Origin of the sequence: Arthrobacter sp. Soil764, from assembly GCF_001428075.1 — a bacterium.
Lineage (GTDB): Bacteria > Actinomycetota > Actinomycetes > Actinomycetales > Micrococcaceae > Arthrobacter.
In genome coordinates, this window is the sequence record NZ_LMSI01000023.1 from 26,701 (window position 1) to 43,244 (window position 16,544).

Consider the following 16,544-nt stretch of genomic DNA (forward strand, 5'->3'; position numbering starts at 1 on the left):
GCTCCGTAGGTGTCGTTTAGAGCCTCCAAAACGACAAGTACGGAGCAGTCGATGGGAATACAACAAGGAACTTTCCATGACAGCCATTACTCACGAACCACTGACCGTCACCCTTGGCTCCGTCGGCGTTACGCCCGGGGATGTACTCGCCGTCGCGCGCCACGACGCCAAGGTGACCATCTCCCCGGACGCCCTGGACACCGTCGCCAAGGTCCGCGCCCACATTGACGACCTCGCCTCCAGCGACGTCCCCGCCTACGGCATCTCCACCGGTTTTGGCGCCCTGGCCAACCGCCACATTCCCAACGAACTGCGCACGCAGCTGCAGAAGTCCCTGATCCGCAGCCACGCCGCCGGCATGGGCCCGGCCGTGGAACGGGAAGTGGTCCGCGGCATCATGTTCCTGCGCGCCAAGACCCTGGCTTCCGGACGTACCGGCGTCCGCCCCGTGGTCCTGCAGACCATGGTGGACGTCCTCAACGCCGGCATCACCCCGGTGGTCCGCGAGTTCGGCTCGCTGGGCTGCTCCGGTGACCTGGCGCCGCTGTCCCACTGCGCCCTGGTCCTGATGGGCGAAGGGGAGGCGGAAGGGCCCGACGGCGTGACCTACGGCGGGCGGGGAGAGCGGACGGTCGCTGAGCTGCTGGCAGAACACGGCATCGAGCCGGTAACGCTGGCCGAAAAGGAAGGCCTGGCGCTGGTCAACGGCACCGAGGGCATGCTGGGCATGCTCCTCATGGCCATCGCCGACCTTCGGCAACTGCTGACGACGGCGGACATCACCGCCGCGCTCAGCGTCGAGGCGCTGCTGGGCACCGACCAGGTGTTCCTGCCCGAGCTGCACGCCGCGCTTCGGCCGCACCCCGGCCAGGCCGCCAGTGCGGACAACATGCTGCGCGTGCTGTCAGATTCGCCCATCGTTGCTTCACACCGGGTGGGGGATTCCCGGGTGCAGGATGCCTACTCGCTGCGCTGCGCCCCGCAGGTTGCCGGCGCCGTCCGCGACACCGTTGACCACGCGGAACTGGTGGCCACGCGGGAACTGGCTGCAGCGATCGACAACCCCGTGGTCCTTCCCGATGGCCGGGTCAGCTCCAACGGCAACTTCCACGGCGCGCCCGTGGCCTACGTCCTGGACTACCTGGCCATCGCGGTGGCCGATCTCAGCTCGATCGCCGAACGCCGGACTGACCGCATGCTCGATCCTGCCCGCTCGCATGGCCTGCCGGCTTTCCTCGCGGCCGACCCCGGCGTGGACTCCGGGCTGATGATCGCCCAGTACACGCAGGCCGGCCTGGTCTCGGACAACAAGCGGCTTGCCGTTCCGGCGTCCGTGGACTCGATCCCGAGTTCCGCCATGCAAGAGGACCACGTGTCCATGGGCTGGCACGCGGCGCGAAAGCTCCGGAAGGCCGTGGAGAACCTCCGCCGCGTTCTTGCCATCGAACTCGTGACCTCGGCCCGCGCTCTGGATATCCGCACCCAGCTCTCCGGTGGGGTCCTGACGCCGGGGCCAGCGGGTACCGCTGTGGTGGCCGCGCTGCGCGAGGTGGTGGAGGGGCCGGGGACGGACAGGTTCCTGTCACCGGAACTGGAAGCGGCGGACCGCCTGGTGGCCTCAGGTGACGTGCTCCGCGCGGCCGAATCCGCCGTCGGGCCGCTGGCCTGACAGCGAAGAATCTTCAGCGCTTTTGGACTGTCCGTCCAAAAGGTGGAATTTCCGGCGCCACGGCCCACCGTGGCGCCGGGAGTGTAGTAGAACTGAAGATGTAGTGAAAGTCACATCAAAGAGGCTGTGGCAGCAGAACGATACAAAGGGGTAGAAGTTCACATGAAAGCACGTGGGGCAGTCCTGTCGAAGCGAAATGCCCATTCCGCCGTGGTTTCGGACTGGAGGTCCCTCCAGCCCGGCGATCACGTCGAGATCATCAAGCAGGCACATGTTGTAGCCGCCGGGGAGGTGGAGGAAGTGTCCCAGAGCGGCAACGTTCTGTGGCTTGTGCCGGCCGGTCCCACTGAAAAGCAGCTCTTTTTGAAGTCTGACGGGGTGCAGGTCCGCCGCGGTTAACAGTCCCGCCAGCAGCAAACAAGAATCCCCGCACTGCCGTACGGCAGAGCGGGGATTTTTCGTTGCCGGACACCCTGGCGGCTGTGGTCCGGGTGAGGCCGTGACGGCCGGTAGGGCGGGTCAGGCGGCGAAGGACTCATACGTTTCGCCGAAAGGCACTGATGCATCCAGGGCTACCGTGTAGCTTCCCGGGTGCAGGCGGGTGACGCGGATGCCGCACTCGGCATCCTTTGCTGCCACCTCAATCATCTCGGCCACGGCCTTTTCCAGTCCTGCGTGGACCTCGCTGGCGCTGGAGAATTCCAGGCTGAGGGACCGGACGGCAGGTCCTCCCGTGGGCTCGGCAGCGGCGGGGATCCGCTCCAAAGTGGCTGTAGTCATTACTGAACTTTCTGTGTTTCGTGCCGGGGTGGCTCCACCATTCTACCGACTGCTCCTGCTAGATGTCAGATGACTGTCCTATTCCAGCTGGAGAGGTGCAGTCATAAAGCGTCCGTTCGTTGCCCGGACCCGTGATCGACGACCATGGAATGGCGGGCCCGCAAGCCCGGAAGCACCCCGATCGATACAGCTTGAGGAGAATCCGGTATGAAGATCATGCGCCTGGGCGAAAGCGGCAGTGAACAGCCTGCCGTGCTGGTGTCTTCGGCGGACGGAACCGACCGGTACTTCAGCCTGCTGCCCCTTACCGCTGATGTGGATGGAGCGTTCCTTGGCTCGGGCGGCCTGGCCAACGTGCGCAAAGCACTGGAGGCCGGGGAACTGCCCGTCCTGGAAGGCGTGGCTGCACTCCGGATTGGTTCCCCCTTAGCCCGGCCGGGCTCAGTGGTGGGGATCGGGATGAACTACGCAGCCCACGCCGCCGAATCAGGTGCCGAGCCGCCCACAATCCCCGTCGTCTTCCTCAAGCCCAGCAACACCGTCACCGGGCCCTGCGACCCCGCCCCGATGCCTCCCCGATCCACCCACTACGACTGGGAAGTGGAACTGGGCATCGTGATCGGCAGGGAAGCCAGTTACCTCGGCTCGGTGGAAGAAGCCGCCGCGTGCATTGCCGGCTACGTCACGGCCAATGACTTGTCGGAGCGGGAATACCAGTTGCCCGGAGCGGCCGGTCAATGGACCAAGGGCAAGTCCCTTCCCGGGTCCACGCCCCTGGGGCCTTGGCTGGTTCCAGCAGACGGGATCGACGGCGGCAACCTGAGGCTGCGCAGCTGGGTGAATGGTGAGCCGCGCCAGGATTCTTCGTCGTCGGAGCTCATCTTCGATGCGCCCACGCTGGTCCACCACTGCAGCCAGTACATGCGGCTGGAGCCGGGCGACGTGATCCTCACCGGAACGCCCCAGGGGGTGGCCCTCAGCGGCCGTTTCCCCTACCTCCGGCCGGGCGACGTGGTGGAGGCGGAGGTGGAGGGCCTGGGCCGCCAGCGCCAGGAGCTGTTCCGGGCACCGGCGGCCGTTCCGGCCTAGCCCGCCTTTACGGCCAGGACCGGACAGTCCGCCTCCAGCAGGATGCGCTGGGACGTGCTGCCCATGATCAGCTTGCCCACGGGGGTGCGGCGGCGAAGGCCAATCACGATCAGTTCGGCGTTGTGTTCCTCGGCGGCGTCCAGCACCTCAGCCGCGGCATCATGGCCGCGGACCGGCCGCTTGATCACGTACTTGATGCCCTGGCCGGCCAGCCGCTGCTCGATGTCCTGGATCTCGCCATCCGGGGCAAAACGGCTGTCCACCGTCGACTCACCCTTGGAGGAATTGATCAGCACCAGTGTGCTGTTGCTCTTCCGGGCTTCGGTGATGGCCTGGGTCAGGGCAGCTTCGCCCTCGGGGGTCGGGACGTAGCCCACAACGACGGTCATGGTGTCTCCTTAGTTTCTGCTCGATGTGGGTAGATGGGTTTGCCGGCTGGCACGCCCGCTCAGTCGCTGTAATCCGCCGCGCCCGAATTGGCGGGAACCAAGGGCTTGCGCTCCGGACGGCTGCGGCGGAACAGCTTGTAGGCGAAGGGCCAGACCAGGATGAGGCCAATGATGACATAGATCCCGACGGCGATCGGCTCGCTCAAGAGCCCTGCCGGGTCACCCGCACTCAACTGCAGGGTCTTGCGGAGCTGCCCTTCGATCCGCGGGCCCAGGATGACGCCGAGGATCAGCGGCAGGACGGGAAGCCCGAAGCGCCGCATCATGAATCCGAGCGCGCCCAGGACCAGCAGGATCACCAGGTCGAACGCCTGCAGGTTCACCGAGTAGGCGCCCAGCGTGGCGAAGAACAGGATGCCCGCGTACAGGTACGGCCGGGGAAGCTGCAGGAGCTTGGCCCACATCGGTGCCAGCGGCAGGTTGATCAGGAGCAGCAGCAGGTTGCCGATGAAGAGGCTGGCGATCAGTGCCCACACCAGGGGTCCCTGGCTTTCGAAGAGCTGCGGACCCGGCTGGATGCCGTACGAGGTGAAGGCGGCCAGCATGACGGCGGCGGTGGCATTGGTGGGCAGGCCCAGGGCCAGCATGGGGGTCAGGGTGCCGGCGGCAGCAGCGTTGTTGGCTGCTTCCGGGCCGGCCACACCTTCGATGGCACCCTTGCCGAACTCTTCGGGGTGCTTGCTGAGCCGCTTTTCGGTGACGTAGGAGAGGAAGGTGGGGATCTCGGCGCCACCAGCCGGCAGTGCGCCGAACGGGAAGCCGAAGGCGGTACCGCGCAGCCACGGCTTCCAGGAGCGCTTCCAGTCGGACTTGCCCATCCAGGGCTGGCCCACGGGAATGGCATGCAGGGGAGTGCGGCGGAGGTGGGCGGCGACCCAAAGGGCCTCGCCTACGGCGAAGATGGCCACGGCCACCACAACAATGTCCAGGCCGTCCGCCAGGAGCGGCTGGCCGAAGGTCAGGCGGCGCTGGCCGGTCACGGAGTCCATGCCCACCAGGCCGATGGCCAGGCCGAGGCCCAGGGAAGCGAAACCGCGCAGCCGCGACGAGCCGAGCACGGCCGTGACGGCCAGCAGGGCCAAAACCATGATGGCGAAGTAGCTGGGCGCGCCGAGGCTCACGGCGAACTTCACCACAACCGGTGCGCAGACGGCCAGCAGGGCCGTGCCAATGGTGCCGGCGACGAACGAGCCGATTGCCGCCGTCGCAAGCGCCTGCGCCGCCCGGCCCGCCTTTGCCATTTTGTTGCCCTCAATGGCGGTGACCACAGAGGACGATTCGCCGGGGGTGTTGAGGAGGATCGAGGTGGTGGAACCGCCGTACATGCCGCCGTAGTAGATGCCGGCGAACATGATGAAGGCGCTGGTGGGTTCCAGGGCGTAGGTGACGGGAAGCAGCAGGGCTACGGTCATGGCCGGGCCCAGGCCGGGGAGGACGCCGACGGCGGTGCCCAGGATGACGCCGATGACGGCGTACAGGAAATTCATGGGGGTCAGGGCGGTGGCGAAGCCGTCCATCAGGGAGGACCAGACGTCCATTTAGAGGATTCCTTCCAGGAGGCCGGCCGGCAGCGCGATGCCCAGGCCGAGGTAGAAGCCGTAGAAGGTCAGCAGGGACAGGGCCACGGAGATCAGCCCGTCCCGGACGTAGCGGCGGCTGCCGAGGGCCAGGACGCTGCCCCAGAACAGGATGGTTCCGGAGATCACCCAGCCGGCCCAGTCGATCAGCAGGATGTTCAGGATGAAGGCGCCGGCCAGCCGCAGGACGGTCTTCCAGTCGGCGGGGTGCGTGAGGTCGACGTCTTCGCCGCCCTCAGCCTCGCCCTGGCCGCCGCGGAGGACGTTGATGGCCAGCAGCACGGCGCAAACCACCAGCAGTCCGGCCACGATGAACGGCACGGTCTTGGGGCCGACCGGGTCGGACTTGGAATACGGGGTTACCAGGCCGTTGGCGTCCAGGAAGACCATGACGCCGGCCGCCCCGAGCAGGAGTGCAACTCCCAGCTCGGAGCGGCCTTTGAGACCTGTGGTCAGGGAGGTCACGCCAACCCAAGCTTGGTGAGGACGTCCGCCACCCGCTTGTCCTGCTCGGTGAGGAAGGTCTTGAACTGGTCACCGGTGATGAAGGCATCGGTCCAGCCGTGGGTCTTCAGCGCTTCCTTCCAGCCGGCCGTGCCGTGCATCTTCTCCAGGGCGGCGATCAGGGAAGCCTTGTCCTTGTCGCTGATTCCGGGAGGGGCCACAACGCCGCGCCAGTTGGTGAACACCAGGTCGATCTTGGATTCCTTCAGTGTGGGTGCGTCCACGCCTTCCAGGCGCTTCTCGCCGGAGGTGGCCAGGACGCGGACCTCACCGGATTCGATCTGCTTCAGGAACTCGCCGGCGCCGGAAGCGGCGAAGCCCAGCTTGTTGCCCAGGATGGCGGGCAGGAGGTCGCCGCCGCCGTCGTAGGAGACAAAGTTGACCTTGGTGGCGTCGATACCCACGGCACCGGCCAACTGCATCGGCAGCAGGTGGTCGGGGCCGCCCGGGGAGGAGCCGCCGCCCACGGCGATGGAGCCGGGATCAGCCTTCCACGCCTTCACCAGGTCATCGATGGTCTTGTACGGGGAATCCTTGCCCACCATGATCGCGCCGGGCTCTTCGATAAGCCGGGCAAGGGGAGTGGTGTCGGTCAGCTTGGACTCGGACTTGTTGGTGTAGCTGGCGCCCACCACGCCCAGGCCCATGAGCATCGCCAGGTCGCCGTTGCCCTTCTCGTTCACGACGCGGGCCAGGCCAACGGTGCCGCCGGCGCCCGCAAGGTTGAAGACCTCCGTGTTGGTGGAGATCTTCTCGTCGTCGAGGACCTTTGCGGCGGCGCGGGCGGTGGTGTCGTAACCACCGCCGGGGGTGTTGGGGACCATGATCTGCAGGCCGGTGATGGGTCCGGCAGCGGCGCCGGAGCTCTCGGCACCGGTGGAGCTCTTGCTGGTGGCACCGCAACCGGTGGCCATCAGGGCGATGCCGGCGGCAACGGCGGCAATTCGCAATGCGCGGATCTGGCGCATGGGTTCCTCTTCTCTCAAAACAAATCTGATCAGCAGCGGCTGACTTGTGGTTTCGATGCTAGGGGTGTCCGTGACCGGGATCGCTCTTGTGTACGCAGAGAAAGTTGTGTTCATTGCGTTCACGTTTCCAAAACCCCACAACCGCCCTGCCGCGGGCTTTGGGATATAGTTCCCGGTACCACCGGCGGCCCTGCACCCCGTACTTTTGCGCGCATAAGAAGACGCCGGCAGCGCCGCCGGACAACCCCGGCCCACCAGCAAACACCAGGAAGCCCATTGTGACTCGACGACGAGGAATGTCCCTCGCGGGGCAGTACCTTCTGCTGCAGTTGCTCATTGTCCTGGCTGTCCTGGTGGGCGTCGTGGCCATTTCCCTGGCCCAGTCCGCTGCGGCCTTTGAACGGATCGAAGGCAGGCGTGCCCTTTCGGCCGCCGAGGCCCTGGGCGGCAACCCGACCGTGCGCGAGCTCCTCCCGAACGCTGAACCGCGGGGCGGGGCCGTGCTCCCGGCGGTGGCGGAATCCGTGCGGATCGTGTCCGGTTCATCCCGGGTGGCGCTGGCAAGACTGGACCGCACCGTGGTGGCATCCTCGGACCCCAGCCTGCTGGGCGAGCCGCTGGAGCTCGGCGCCAGCAGGGTGATGGAAGGCAGGGCCTGGACCGGAGTGGTGGGCGGGACGCCCGCCCCGCTCCTGTCCGCCCACGTTCCGGTCCTGGACGACACCGGCCGGATGATCGGCATCGCCTCCATCAGCCGTAACTATCCCACCGTGCTCGAGCGGCTGGGTGATGCGGTGCCCAATCTCCTCACCTACCTTGGCGTTGCGAGCGTCCTGGGCATCGCCGGTTCCCTGCTGCTGTCACGGCGGGTCAAGCGGCAGACCCTGGGGATGGAACCGAGCGAGATCACCAGCCTGGTGGAAAACCGCGAAGCCATGCTGCACGGCCTCAAGGAGGGGGTGGTGGCGCTGGACCTGAACGAGCGGATCACGGTGGCCAACCACAGTGCGCGTGCCCTCCTGGGACTCCCGCCTGACTGCGTGGGCAAGCGGGTGGCGGGCCTCGCCGTCGAACCCGCCCTCAAGGAAGTCCTCACCCGTGACCAGCCCGGGCCGGACCAGCTGGTGCTCGTGGGGGACCGGCTGGTGGTGATGAACCGGGTGCCCATCCAATCCCGGGGCAAGGTGATTGGCTCGGTGACCACGCTTCGCGACCGCACGGAACTCTCGGAACTGGAGCAGGAACTGGGCACCACCCGCACCGCCACCGACACCCTGCGGGCCCAGGCGCATGAGTTCGCCAACCAGTTGCACGTCATTTCCGGCCTCATCCAGATCGGCGAGTACGATTCCGTGGTCCAGTTCGTCAACGGTGCCACCGTGGACCGGACCCGGCTCAACGATGAAGTGACCGGCCGGATCAAGGATCCCGCGCTCGCTGCCCTGCTGATTGCCAAGTCGAGCCTCGCCACCGAACGCGGCGTTGCCCTGCAGCTGGACCCCGACTCCGTACTGGACAAGGTGGATGACGAGCTGTCCCGGGACCTCACCACGGTGGTGGGGAACCTGGTGGACAACGCGTTCGACGCCGTCAGCGGACTTCCGCAGGCAGCCGTCAGGGTGCTGGTGGAGGGCAAGGCCGGACAAGACGTTGTGGTGACAGTGCGGGACAACGGCCCCGGCGTTCCTGGCGGCTCCACGGACCACATTTTCCGCCAGGGCTTCACCACCAAGGAACCCGGACCGGCCGGCAGCCGCGGCTTTGGGCTGGCGCTGTGCCGGGTGGTGTGCCGCCGCAGTGGCGGGAACCTGACGGTGGCAAACGATAATGGGGCTGTCTTTACCGCCGTGCTGAAACAAGGGAGTACCCAGCCATGATCAAGGTCCTGATCGTCGATGACGATTTCATGGTGGCCAAGGTGCACGCCGGCTTTATCCAGCGCACGCCCGGATTCACGGTGGTGGGCGCCGCGCATACCGGCGCCCAGGCCGTTGCGGAAACCGAACGGCTGAAGCCGGACCTGGTACTGCTGGACATCCACCTGCCGGACATCAACGGCCTTGACCTGATGCAGCGCCTGCGCAGCGTGGCACCGGAGCTGGATGTGCTGGTCATCAGTGCCGCACGGGAGGTCGAAACCGTGCGGAAGGCGCTGCGGGGCGGCATTGTTCATTACCTGATCAAGCCATTTTCGCAGACAGACCTGCAGGAGCGCCTGGAGCACTACCGCAACGCCTACCAAAGCCTGGATGCCTCAAAGGACGTGGCCGAGCAATCGGACGTCAACCGCGTGTTCGGCCTTGACCGCAGCGAACGTCCACTTCCCAAGGGCTGCAGCATTGAGACGCTGAGGCTGGTGGAGGCGGCGGTCAACGCCGCCGCCGGTGACGTCTCGGCCGCCGAAGTAGCCCAGGAGCTGGGCACTTCCCGCGTCAGCGCGCGCCGCTACCTGGAGTACCTGCACGACGAAGGCACGCTGGAGGTGCGGCTCAAGTACGGCGTGGGCCGGCCGGAACGGCGGTACGTCCTCAAAGGATCCTGAGGCCAGGCGGCGGCATTCTTCACCGCAGCAGGGTGTTGATCAGACGCGCAGCGGTTTTGGCGGTCCGGCCGTCAACGTCGAACGCAGGGTTTAGCTCCGCCACGTCCAGGTGCAGGAGCTTTCCGCTCTGCGCCACCTGCCGGCACACCGCAGAAATGACAGGCAGCGGCACGCCGTAGGCTGCAGGCGCGCTCACGCCGGGCGCCACCGCGGCGGGCAGCACATCCAGGTCAATGGTCAGGTACAGCACGTCGATGTCCGCCAGGAACGCGGCCACGAAGCCCCGGACCCGGTCCGCGTCGCAGTCCTCGTCCAGCAGGTACCGCACGCCCAGCTTATCCGCGGTGTCGAACAGGACCCGGGTGTTGTTCGGCTCCGAGATGCCGACGACGGCGTACCGGAATTCGCGCCCGGCGTCCGCTTCGGCGCGGGCCATCTGCAGGAACGGAGTCCCCGAACTGGGCATGGGCTCGTCACGGAGGTCGAAGTGGGCGTCGAGGTTCAGGACGCCAAGGCGCTGCCCGTCCCGGACAGCCGGTGATGCAGTGACGCCGAGATAGCTCGCGTAGGCAGTCTCATGTCCGCCGCCCAGGACAACGGTCTGGTGGCCGGCATCGAGCAGGCATGCCACCGCCCGGCCAAGCCGTTCCTGACCGGCTTCCAGGTCCTCCCCGGCTACCGCTACGTCGCCGATGTCAGACACCGGACGGTCCAGGTGGAAAGCCAACGGACCCAGCGCCTTCCGCAACGCTGCGGGGGCGGCGGACGCGCCGGTGCGGCCCTTGTTCCGGCGTACCCCCTCGTCGCTGGCGAAGCCCAGCAGGGCCACGGGCCTGCCGGCCGCCGCCCCCGCCTCAACGTCCGCGCCCGCGGCTCCCGCCGTGGCGTTGCCGGGCTGGTTCACGGCCTGCCACCAGCGGCGGTGGCCGGGGCCGTCGCCGTCGAACCTTCCGGTCCAGGGCTGGGGCGGGACGTCGACGGCGGGAAGCTGGAGGGACATGCCTCAAGCTCACCGCATGCCGGGCACGAAAACCAGCAGCGCCGCCGTCGTCCTGTCCGGGATCCAAGAACCCGTGCGCCGGGGAGATGCGGGGTCCAGGGGATATGGTGAGAGCAGTCCGCCCCATCGAAGCGTGGTGTGTCCGCTTCCGGATCCACGCCACCATTCCAGGCTGGAGAGCCTTTTCCCCATGTTCGAAGCCCCAGACATCCTTTTTGCCGCCGCCGGCCTGGCCGTCTTCATCGCCGCGGTCCTGCCGAAGCTGCTGCGCGATATGCCCTTGTCCATGCCCATGGTCTTCCTGGGCGCCGGCATGGGAGCGTTCGCGCTGATTCCCTCGCTGCCGGACCCGGACCCGGTGGAACACGGCGACTTCGTCATGCACCTCGCGGAGATCTGCGTGATCATCTCGCTGATGGGCGCCGGACTGGCCCTGGACCGCCCGGTGGGACGCAAGCGATGGTCCACCACATGGCGGCTCCTGGGCGTCGCCATGCCGCTGTGCATCCTTGCCCTGACCCTGCTGGGCATGTGGTTCCTGGGCCTGGGGCTGGGCGCGGCGTTGTTGGTAGGCGCCAGCCTTGCCCCCACCGACCCCGTCCTGGCGTCCGAAGTCCAGGTGGGCGAACCCGCGGACCAGGACGAATACACCGACAAGGAAGATGAAGTCCGGTTCGGCCTCACCTCCGAAGCCGGACTCAATGACGGCCTGGCGTTCCCGTTCGTGTACCTGGCCATTGCCATCAGCATCGCCGGGGCAAACCCGTCCGCCTGGTTCGGCGAATGGTTCGGGACGGACGTCCTGTGGCGGCTGGCCATCGGGCTCCTGGCGGGTTTCCTCACCGGCAAGCTGCTCGCCCGGGTGTTCTTCTCCGCCCGGGCGGAAAGCCTCAGATTGTCCAACCATTCCGAAGGTTTCGTGGCCCTGGCGGCAACGTTCCTGGCCTACGGACTGACGGAGATGGTGCAGGGCTACGGGTTCATTGCGGTGTTTGTCTGCGCCGTGACCATCCGGGCCGCTGAACGCACCCACGGCTACCACCGGGTGCTCCACTCCTACGTGGAGCAGCTGGAACGGCTCCTGACCGTGGTGATCCTGGTCCTGCTCGGCGGCGCCATCGCCCGCGGGCTGCTCGCTGGGATCGGCTGGACGGAGGTGCTGGTGGCACTGGCCTTCCTGCTGGTGGTCCGGCCGCTGGCCGGCTGGCTGGGCCTGCTGGGCGGCAAGACCGGCCCGCGGGAACGCGTGGCACTCTCATTTTTCGGCATCCGCGGAATCGGGTCGCTGTACTACCTGGCCTACGCGCTGGGCGAAGGTAGTTTCGGGGACCAGGCACACTGGCTCTGGTCCTTCATTGGGCTGGTGGTGGCGCTGTCCATCGTGATCCATGGCGCCACCACTTCGCCGCTGATGAACCGGCTGGACCGGCTGCGCCAAAGGAAGGCCCTGGCGGTGTCCGGCGATGAGGGGCTGGCACCGAACACGCCGGTGTAAACAAAAGGGCTGGCGCGGCATCTGCCGCACCAGCCCTGTGTCCATACCTTGGGAGTTACATGCCCAGTGCGGCCTCGATGGGGCCGATGGCGAAGAACAGCGCGAACGCAGCTGCAACGGCCCACATCAGCGGGTGGATGTCCCTGACGCGGCCTTGGACGGTGCGGATCAGCACGTAGGCGATGAAGCCTGCACCCAGGCCGTTGGCGATGGAGTAGGTGAACGGCATCAGGGTGAACGTCAGGAACGCCGGGATGGCGATGCCCCAGTCCTGCCAGTCGATCTTGCCCACCTGGGACACCATCATGAAGCCAACCACCACCAGGGCCGGGGCCACGGCCTCGAAGGGCACCAGGTTGATCAGCGGGGTGAAGAACATGGCCACCAGGAACAGCAGGCCGGTGACGATCGAGGCGACGCCGGTGCGGGCGCCTTCGCCGATGCCGGCGCCGGCTTCGACGTAGATCTGGTTGGAGGAGACGGAAGCGCCGCCGCCGATGATGGCGCCGAGCGCGTCCACCTGGAGCACGCGGTCGACGTCGGGAATGTTGCCGTGCTCGTCCACCGTGCCGGCTTCGTTGGCCAGGCCCACCATGGTGCCCATGGCGTCGAAGAAAATGCTGAGCAGGATCACGAAGGCCAGCAGTGTTGCGGCCACGAAGCCGAGGTGCTCGAAGGCGCCGAAGGGGTTGGCCTTGCCGATCAGTGAGAGGTCAGGGGCGGCCCAGCCGGAGAATGCCGGTGCCACCAGGGACCAGCCCTGGGGGTTGAAGTTCTTGCCGTCGAAGCTGGGCCCGATGTGCAGGGTCAGCTCAAGGATCACGGACAGCACGGTGGAGGTGATGATGCCGATCAGGATGGCGCCCTTGACCTTGCGTACCACCAGGGCGATGGTCAGGATCAGGCCGAAAACGAAAACGGCCGTGGGCCAGCCCAGCAGCTTGCCTTCAAAGCCCAGCCCGACGGGCACCGTGGTGCCTGCAACGTCAGGGATGCGCCGCACGAACCCGGCATTGACCAGACCGATCAGGGCGATGAACAGGCCGATGCCCACCACGATCGCCGTCTTGAGGCCGTCCGGTACCGCCTTGAAGACGGCGGTGCGGAAACCGGTGAGGACCAGGATCAGCATGGTGACGCCGGAGAGAACCACCAGGCCCATCATGTCCGGCCAGGTGAGGCCCGGGTTTGTGGCTACAGTGACAGCCACGAAGGCATTCACGCCCAGGCCGGTGGCCAAAGCAAAGGGGTGCCGGCCCCAGGCGCCCATGAGGATGGTCAGGATGCCCGCCACCAACGCGGTGACAGCGGCCACCGCGGTGAAGCCCAGCGTGGTGCCATTCGAATCCGGACCGGACAGGATCAGTGGGTTCAGTACCACGATGTAGCTCATGGCGAAGAACGTGGCGAACCCGCCCCGGATCTCACGGGAAAGGTTGGAACCGCGCTCGGTGACCCTGAAATACCGGTCCAGGGCAGAGCCTTGCTTAAGCATTAGTCCTCCGGGGAAGTGTGTGGGAATACCTGCATCCTAAGGGTGCGGCAGGGAGTGGGCCTGCAAATGCGCCTAGTCTGTAAGGAAGCCAACACCAGGAGCAGCCCCACCATGCGCCAAGTCCGCCGCCCGTTGCCGGGCCTTGTGCCCGGTTTCCTTGCCCTGGTCCTCGCGGCCGCACTGTTGGGCCTTGCCGGGCCGGCCTCCGCCCATGATGCCGCGGAGTCCACCAGTCCCGCCCAGGGTGCTGCACTGGCGGCCCCGCCCGCCGAGGTTTCCGTAACCTTCAGCAACAAGCCGCTGGGCATCGGCTCATCATTCTCTGTCAAGGACGCCGGCGGCACCGAATGGGCGGAAGGGGCGGCGCGGATTGCGGACAACGTGGCAACGCAAAAGCTGCGGCCGGGCGCCCCGGCAGGGAAGTACACCGTGGCGTGGCGCGTGGTGGGCTCGGACTCCCACCCCATCGAGGGCACGTTCACCTTCACTGCGGCGTCAGGCGCCGCCCCGGCGTCCGGAACGTCCGCAACGGGAAGCCCGACGGCGGCGGGCGCGGTTCCAGGGATGGGAACGGCACAGCCCGGGGTAACGGAGGAACCATCCGGGCCTGCCAATGCCGGCGAGCCCTTCCAGTGGAGCATTCTGCTTTTTGCAGTCGTCGCCGTGGGGCTGCTGGTGGCCCTCGGCGTGATGGCCCGGCGCCGGCTCACCGGCGACGGGGACGCAGGGGATGACGGGAACAGCGCCGAGGACAGCCGGGGGTAGCCCCGGGCGGCAGGTCCGGACGGGTCCAGCCTGGCGGCGGGCACCGGGAAGGCCGTCAGCAGGTCAGCACCGCAAAGCTTCCCGTTGCCGGGAAGGCGCCGCCGGATGAAGGTCCGCTGTCCGGGTTGACCTTGGCGGAGATGGCCTGGCCCACCGTCTTGGCCTGGCGCAGTACCTCCTTGGGGGACGGCGTAATCAGCTCGCCCACCCCCACCAGGTAGATGCCGATGGCACGCATGGCCGCTGCCACGTTCCGGCCAACGGCAATCCCGAAGTCACTGAGCATGCGCCGCAGCTGGCTGTGCGCGCACCTGGTCAGGACGATGTGGTCGGCCACCAGGATGCCGGTGGGTGTGTGCACCTGCCACTGCGGAGCGGCGCCATGCGCGGGGCCTTCCAGCATGGTCAGCTGGACCGCCCGGGTTGTATTCCGGACATCCACGCTGTGGCTTGCCGCGTAGTTGCGCAGGTGGCGCAGGATCTCGTTGCGCTCCCGGAGAGTGTCGCTGTCCGCGGCATCGCAGCGCTGCAGCGAGGAGGTGTTTGCGGGCTGGCGGGCGCCGAGGATGTCCAGTCCGTCCACCACGATGGCGTCCACGCCGCGGCGGCGCAGCTCTGCGGCGACGGCCAGCCCGGACAGGCCGGTGCCAATGACCACAGTGGTGGTCTGTTCGGTCCCGGCATCCCCGGGCATGCTTGACACCACAGTCTTCCCTCCTTCGAAGCTTTCGGCAGGTGCCGGCATCCTCGCCGGCCCGCGTCCCGTTACCCCAAGTACGGCCGCAGCGCATGGCCGGGACAGTCCACGCAGCAAATTGCAGTTGGCGTCCCGGACCAACAATGTCCTGAAGACTACAGAACAAATGCGGCCGTGGATAGCCCAATGAAGAAAACATTCCCGCTAACGTGAAGGCGCTTTCCGGACCGCCCGCGAGGGCCTGTGGATAACCCCGCCTTACCGCCCCTGAACAGGCTTGCTAAGCCTTGGGGGACGGAGAATAGTGGGAAACGGGAACGGCCCTTTTCCTGCCCGCACCGCTGGAGACCTGGATGCGCGGCGGGCGGTCCGTTTTCTGGCAGAATAGCCGCAACATCAGGCGTATCGCGAGGAGGCGGCCCCCATGGGCTCACGAGAGTTGCACCCGGACCCGGCCCGGGACGGTGGTGGTGCTTCTGCCGCTCCGCACGGCATCGTGGTGGGCGTCGACGGTTCGGACCATGGCCAGTGCGCCTTGGTGTGGGCCGCACGGGAAGCCCAGCGCCGTCGTCGTCCGCTCCATATCGTCACCGCCTATTCCGTGCCGATCTTCGCCGCTTCCGGACTGGACGGAGGCTATGCCACGGTGGACGATTCCGTCATCCGTGAGGGTGCCGAAGCCATCGCCAAGCAGGCCATGGAAAAGGTTTCCGCCTACGACATCGACGTCAGTTCCGCGGTGGAGAACGGCGACGCCGCAGGAGTGCTGCTGGAAATCTCCAAAACCGCCGAACTCCTGGTGGTGGGCACCCGCGGCCGCGGCGGCTTCGTGGGCCGCCTCCTGGGATCCGTCAGCAGCGCCCTGCCGGCCCATGCAAAATGCCCCACGGTGACGGTCCCGTTGTTCTGCTCCGACCGGCTGGGCGAAAGCACGGAGGACCGCCGCGTCAAGGCAGAGCAGGCCAAGTCCGGGCACAGGCCCGTGGAGAACGTGGTGGTGGTCGGCGTCGATGGCTCCGAGCAGGCACGTGTTGCGGTCCTGGAAGCAGCCGACCAGGCCGAACGGCTCGGTGCCTCGCTCCGCGTGATCTGCGCCGTCCCCCAGTACAGCGGTTCCCTGGCGTGGGTTCCCGCACCCATGGACCGGAAAGCGTTGTTTGACGATATCCGGGTCACCCTGGAAGCCGGCATGGCGTGGCTCCGCAGCCACTACCCGCACCTGCAGGCCGGCTACGAACTCAAGGACGGTTCGCCGGTGGACGTGCTCGTGGAGGAAAGCCGGCACGTGGAGCTGGTGGTGGTGGGTACCCGCGGCCGCGGCGGCTTCACCGGAATGCTCCTGGGCTCAACATCGGACGGGGTGCTCCACCACGCCAAGGGACCGGTGATGGTGGTCCCGGACCGGGAGGACCCCCGCCTGGCGGACCGTGCGCGGTTCGGTCCCATCCTGGGCGACGCCGCCTAGCCGGCACCGGCCCGGCAGCAAGGCACCACCGGAATACCGGCCCCTCGGA

16 protein-coding genes are annotated in these 16,544 nt (G+C 67.1%); 8 read left to right on the plus strand and 8 right to left on the minus strand.

Annotation, left to right across the window (positions count from 1 at the left end; genetic code table 11):
• Positions 1 to 76: 76 nt before the first annotated feature.
• Together hutH and ASG86_RS16890 are read left to right on the plus strand one after the other, a co-directional pair.
• The gene (gene hutH / locus ASG86_RS16885) at positions 77 to 1,669 is read left to right on the plus strand and encodes a histidine ammonia-lyase (protein WP_056336989.1); all 1,593 of its coding nucleotides are present in this window, start codon (positions 77 to 79) and stop codon (positions 1,667 to 1,669) included.
• Between the two features lie 162 nt (positions 1,670 to 1,831).
• Positions 1,832 to 2,068, plus strand: coding sequence for a hypothetical protein (locus ASG86_RS16890; protein ID WP_056336992.1), 237 nt, complete (start codon positions 1,832 to 1,834; stop codon positions 2,066 to 2,068).
• Positions 2,069 to 2,188: 120 nt separating this feature from the next.
• Here ASG86_RS16890 and ASG86_RS16895 read toward each other — a convergent pair whose 3' ends face one another.
• The gene (locus ASG86_RS16895; protein ID WP_056336995.1) at positions 2,189 to 2,449 is read right to left on the minus strand and encodes a hypothetical protein; all 261 of its coding nucleotides are present in this window, start codon (positions 2,447 to 2,449) and stop codon (positions 2,189 to 2,191) included.
• Positions 2,450 to 2,656: 207 nt separating this feature from the next.
• Between ASG86_RS16895 and ASG86_RS16900 the strand changes: the two genes are divergently transcribed.
• Positions 2,657 to 3,538 carry a fumarylacetoacetate hydrolase family protein gene (locus ASG86_RS16900; RefSeq protein ID WP_056336998.1) on the plus strand — a complete coding sequence of 294 codons (882 nt, stop codon included), beginning with the start codon at positions 2,657 to 2,659 and terminating at the stop codon, positions 3,536 to 3,538.
• On the opposite strand, the gene ASG86_RS16905 is transcribed toward ASG86_RS16900, so the two are convergent.
• The 4 genes from ASG86_RS16905 to ASG86_RS16920 are packed head-to-tail and all read right to left on the minus strand — an operon-like array spanning position 3,535 to position 7,036.
• Positions 3,535 to 3,927 carry a universal stress protein gene (locus ASG86_RS16905; RefSeq protein ID WP_056337001.1) on the minus strand — a complete coding sequence of 131 codons (393 nt, stop codon included), beginning with the start codon at positions 3,925 to 3,927 and terminating at the stop codon, positions 3,535 to 3,537. The two genes, ASG86_RS16900 and ASG86_RS16905, sit on opposite strands and share 4 nt — an antisense overlap.
• A gap of 59 nt (positions 3,928 to 3,986) precedes the next feature.
• Positions 3,987 to 5,525, minus strand: coding sequence for a tripartite tricarboxylate transporter permease (locus ASG86_RS16910; RefSeq protein WP_056337006.1), 1,539 nt, complete (start codon positions 5,523 to 5,525; stop codon positions 3,987 to 3,989).
• Entirely contained in the window at positions 5,526 to 6,029 is a 504-nt protein-coding gene (locus ASG86_RS16915; RefSeq protein WP_056337009.1) for a tripartite tricarboxylate transporter TctB family protein, read from the minus strand.
• Positions 6,026 to 7,036 carry a Bug family tripartite tricarboxylate transporter substrate binding protein gene (locus ASG86_RS16920; RefSeq protein ID WP_056337012.1) on the minus strand — a complete coding sequence of 337 codons (1,011 nt, stop codon included), beginning with the start codon at positions 7,034 to 7,036 and terminating at the stop codon, positions 6,026 to 6,028. Before ASG86_RS16920 ends, ASG86_RS16915 begins: the two co-directional genes overlap by 4 nt.
• A gap of 296 nt (positions 7,037 to 7,332) precedes the next feature.
• Here ASG86_RS16920 and ASG86_RS16925 point away from each other — a divergent pair, with 296 nt between their 5' ends.
• Positions 7,333 to 8,913, plus strand: a complete 1,581-nt coding sequence (locus ASG86_RS16925; RefSeq protein WP_056337015.1) for a sensor histidine kinase — start codon at positions 7,333 to 7,335, stop codon at positions 8,911 to 8,913.
• Positions 8,910 to 9,578 carry a response regulator gene (locus ASG86_RS16930; RefSeq protein WP_056337018.1) on the plus strand — a complete coding sequence of 223 codons (669 nt, stop codon included), beginning with the start codon at positions 8,910 to 8,912 and terminating at the stop codon, positions 9,576 to 9,578. The genes ASG86_RS16925 and ASG86_RS16930 overlap by 4 nt, the downstream gene beginning before the upstream one ends.
• Positions 9,579 to 9,597: 19 nt before the next feature.
• Here the strand turns inward: ASG86_RS16930 and hutG are convergent, their stop codons facing one another.
• Entirely contained in the window at positions 9,598 to 10,578 is a 981-nt protein-coding gene (hutG, locus tag ASG86_RS16935) for a formimidoylglutamase (RefSeq protein WP_056337021.1), read from the minus strand.
• 190 nt (positions 10,579 to 10,768) lie between these two features.
• Here hutG and ASG86_RS16940 point away from each other — a divergent pair, with 190 nt between their 5' ends.
• Positions 10,769 to 12,073: a cation:proton antiporter gene (locus ASG86_RS16940; RefSeq protein ID WP_056337025.1), complete on the plus strand. Its 1,305-nt coding sequence runs from the start codon at positions 10,769 to 10,771 to the stop codon at positions 12,071 to 12,073.
• Positions 12,074 to 12,128: 55 nt separating this feature from the next.
• On the opposite strand, the gene ASG86_RS16945 is transcribed toward ASG86_RS16940, so the two are convergent.
• On the minus strand, positions 12,129 to 13,568 hold the full coding sequence (locus ASG86_RS16945; RefSeq protein WP_056337028.1) for an NCS2 family permease: 1,440 nt from the start codon (positions 13,566 to 13,568) through the stop codon (positions 12,129 to 12,131).
• Positions 13,569 to 13,679: 111 nt separating this feature from the next.
• Here ASG86_RS16945 and ASG86_RS16950 point away from each other — a divergent pair, with 111 nt between their 5' ends.
• A complete protein-coding gene (locus ASG86_RS16950; RefSeq protein ID WP_056337031.1) occupies positions 13,680 to 14,333 on the plus strand; it encodes a copper resistance CopC family protein in 654 nt (217 codons plus the stop codon).
• A gap of 55 nt (positions 14,334 to 14,388) precedes the next feature.
• On the opposite strand, the gene ASG86_RS16955 is transcribed toward ASG86_RS16950, so the two are convergent.
• Entirely contained in the window at positions 14,389 to 15,027 is a 639-nt protein-coding gene (locus ASG86_RS16955) for an NAD(P)-binding protein (RefSeq protein WP_056337034.1), read from the minus strand.
• Between the two features lie 427 nt (positions 15,028 to 15,454).
• Between ASG86_RS16955 and ASG86_RS16960 the strand changes: the two genes are divergently transcribed.
• Complete coding sequence (locus ASG86_RS16960) at positions 15,455 to 16,495, plus strand: universal stress protein (RefSeq protein WP_056337036.1); 1,041 nt, start codon at positions 15,455 to 15,457, stop codon at positions 16,493 to 16,495.
• Positions 16,496 to 16,544: the final 49 nt, after the last annotated feature.

Coding starts and splice junctions, on each gene's coding strand:
- hutH (WP_056336989.1), top strand. CDS start 77: ATGACAGCCATTACTCACGAACCACTGACCGTCACCCTTGGCTCCGTC.
- ASG86_RS16890 (WP_056336992.1), top strand. CDS start 1,832: ATGAAAGCACGTGGGGCAGTCCTGTCGAAGCGAAATGCCCATTCCGCC.
- ASG86_RS16895 (WP_056336995.1), bottom strand. CDS start 2,449: ATGACTACAGCCACTTTGGAGCGGATCCCCGCCGCTGCCGAGCCCACG.
- ASG86_RS16900 (WP_056336998.1), top strand. CDS start 2,657: ATGAAGATCATGCGCCTGGGCGAAAGCGGCAGTGAACAGCCTGCCGTG.
- ASG86_RS16905 (WP_056337001.1), bottom strand. CDS start 3,927: ATGACCGTCGTTGTGGGCTACGTCCCGACCCCCGAGGGCGAAGCTGCC.
- ASG86_RS16910 (WP_056337006.1), bottom strand. CDS start 5,525: ATGGACGTCTGGTCCTCCCTGATGGACGGCTTCGCCACCGCCCTGACC.
- ASG86_RS16920 (WP_056337012.1), bottom strand. CDS start 7,036: ATGCGCCAGATCCGCGCATTGCGAATTGCCGCCGTTGCCGCCGGCATC.
- ASG86_RS16925 (WP_056337015.1), top strand. CDS start 7,333: ATGTCCCTCGCGGGGCAGTACCTTCTGCTGCAGTTGCTCATTGTCCTG.
- ASG86_RS16930 (WP_056337018.1), top strand. CDS start 8,910: ATGATCAAGGTCCTGATCGTCGATGACGATTTCATGGTGGCCAAGGTG.
- hutG (WP_056337021.1), bottom strand. CDS start 10,578: ATGTCCCTCCAGCTTCCCGCCGTCGACGTCCCGCCCCAGCCCTGGACC.
- ASG86_RS16940 (WP_056337025.1), top strand. CDS start 10,769: ATGTTCGAAGCCCCAGACATCCTTTTTGCCGCCGCCGGCCTGGCCGTC.
- ASG86_RS16945 (WP_056337028.1), bottom strand. CDS start 13,568: ATGCTTAAGCAAGGCTCTGCCCTGGACCGGTATTTCAGGGTCACCGAG.
- ASG86_RS16950 (WP_056337031.1), top strand. CDS start 13,680: ATGCGCCAAGTCCGCCGCCCGTTGCCGGGCCTTGTGCCCGGTTTCCTT.
- ASG86_RS16955 (WP_056337034.1), bottom strand. CDS start 15,027: ATGCCCGGGGATGCCGGGACCGAACAGACCACCACTGTGGTCATTGGC.
- ASG86_RS16960 (WP_056337036.1), top strand. CDS start 15,455: ATGGGCTCACGAGAGTTGCACCCGGACCCGGCCCGGGACGGTGGTGGT.